The sequence below is a fragment of the Paraburkholderia sp. genome (assembly GCF_049581445.1).
GTDB lineage: Bacteria > Pseudomonadota > Gammaproteobacteria > Burkholderiales > Burkholderiaceae > Paraburkholderia.
On record NZ_JBAURZ010000269.1, the window covers coordinates 1 to 1,882 of the forward strand.

The 1,882-nt window shown below is 63.1% G+C and carries 3 protein-coding genes; all 3 read right to left on the reverse strand.

Going from position 1 to position 1,882, the window contains the following annotated elements; all coding sequences use genetic code 11:
- Positions 1 to 194: 194 nt before the first annotated feature.
- The 3 genes from WCA85_RS22670 to fliE all read right to left on the reverse strand — a co-directional run bounded on the left by WCA85_RS22670 (position 195) and on the right by fliE (position 1,555).
- The gene (locus WCA85_RS22670; protein ID WP_424067100.1) at positions 195 to 521 is read right to left on the reverse strand and encodes a flagellar protein FliT; all 327 of its coding nucleotides are present in this window, start codon (positions 519 to 521) and stop codon (positions 195 to 197) included.
- Positions 518 to 961: a flagellar export chaperone FliS gene (gene fliS / locus WCA85_RS22675; RefSeq protein WP_424067101.1), complete on the reverse strand. Its 444-nt coding sequence runs from the start codon at positions 959 to 961 to the stop codon at positions 518 to 520. Before fliS ends, WCA85_RS22670 begins: the two co-directional genes overlap by 4 nt.
- Before the next feature lie 258 nt (positions 962 to 1,219).
- Positions 1,220 to 1,555, reverse strand: a complete 336-nt coding sequence (gene fliE / locus WCA85_RS22680) for a flagellar hook-basal body complex protein FliE (RefSeq protein ID WP_424067102.1) — start codon at positions 1,553 to 1,555, stop codon at positions 1,220 to 1,222.
- Positions 1,556 to 1,882: the final 327 nt, after the last annotated feature.

Below are 1,882 nucleotides of genomic sequence, written 5' to 3' on the forward strand. Positions count from 1 at the left end.
GGCGTATCCACGCCCAGCGCAGACGCGCCGGCCTGCGCCGTGCTCGGCGCGCCGGGCGTAATATTGAGCAGACTGTCGACCCGGCTCGCTAGCAGCGAAGCGATGGCCGTGTCGATTCCGTTCATGCCAATTCCTTGTTAGAAAACCCTGGGGCCGCCCCAGGTTTTCCGCCCCGCAATCAGCGGTCAATACGCTTAGCCCGCGCCGTACAGTTCCTTGAGCACGCGCGCCTGACGCCCGGCGAACAGTGCCGAGAGCGTCGCCATGCGCGGATTCGCGAGATCGCGGATCGCCGCGTCGTCCGCGAGGATCTGGCGAATCAGGTCGAATTTGCGTGCGCGTTCCAGCTCATTGAGCCTCACGCCGCATTCCGCCTCCTTGAGTGCATCGACCAGGTGCCGGTACTCGTCTTGCAACGACACCAGATCGTTCCACAGGGAGCGGCGCGCTACCGTTAGCATGCGTGCGGAAATCGCTGCGATTGCCTCGTAGCGGGCAAAATATTCTGTGTTCGAAGTCATCTCATACTTTCCGCGGATGGCTGTGCCGCCATCCGCGCGATCTCCGGGGCTATCCCGATCCAGGCCTCTTCGAGCGTGGCCAGCAAGCCGTCGACTTCGACCAGCATGGCTTCGCTCTGCTTTACATTGGCTTCGAACAGCCGCCGCGCCATGTAGCCGTAAAGCGCATGAAGACGCTCTCCGACCTCTCCACCCGCCTCGATATTGAGCGACGACTGCAGGCCGCTTTCAATAATGCGGATCGCCTTGCTGATCGCCTCGCCGCGCGCCGCCACCGACCTCGGGCCGTTCTGCTGCAAATGCATGCGAGCCTGAGCGATAGCCTGCCGCGCCCCCTGGTACAGCATCACGATCAGACGATGCGGGCTCGCGCCCAGCACCCCTGTCTCGACGCCGACACGTGCGTATGCGTTGGCTCCAGCGTGTCCGGGGGAAAACATCGGCGCTTCTCCTGTCTTGCGAATTCGGAAAGTGTGAGATGGCATCCGGGACGCGCTTTCGCGTTCGGATTTCTGCCTGTATCCGTGTTATCGGATAGGCAGACGGAAAGCTTTAGGCCGCTGTAAGGAGGTTTAAGGCGATACGGGTGAATAATTGGCAGTCCGGCCAACTGGCGTGCATCAGGACGGTTGACGAACCAAGGTCGTGCCAGGGCAGCGGCCGCCCACCTGCAGGCACAGCCGGCCGCCCTCACGCACTCAAACCGACATCTGCATGATGTCGTTGTAGGCGGACACCAGCTTGTTGCGCACCTGCAGACCGAACTGGAAGCCCAGATTGGCCTTCTGCCCGTCAATCATCACGTCGTTCAGGGAAACGTTGGGCGCACCGACTTCGAATGCCTTCGCCTCGCCGACCGCGTGTTGCTGATCGTCGCTGATCTTGTCGAGCGACGCCTTGAGCGCCGCCGCGAAACCGCTCGAACTCGCGGCGCCGGACTGATCCGCGACGGTTTCGGTGCCGCCGGCTGCCTGCGCTGCCATTGACTGCATCTGCTGCAGCGCCGACGAGAGCGCGTTCACGGGCATTGTCATGTTCTCTCCAGAGGAAGGTCAACCGGCGAGGCGTGCCCCGCCGATCTGAACGAAAGCATAGCAGCGGGGTATTTTCGAAAGCCGCGAAAGTAGGGGGGAAACCCCGCTCTATTCGAGCAATCGGCTTGTCCGGGGCTAAGCATAATTCCAATCGTGAAAGTCTCTGTCCATGCGCCTCGCCGATCCCGGCGTAGCGGCGGGCAGGACCCCAGGCATCCCCCGGAGATACCCGACGCATGGATTCGTCAGCCAACTCGTTGATCAACCCCGACGCCCGCATGGGCCTCGCCGGCGCGCAGCCGGGCGCCGGTGCGCCCGGCGTCGGCC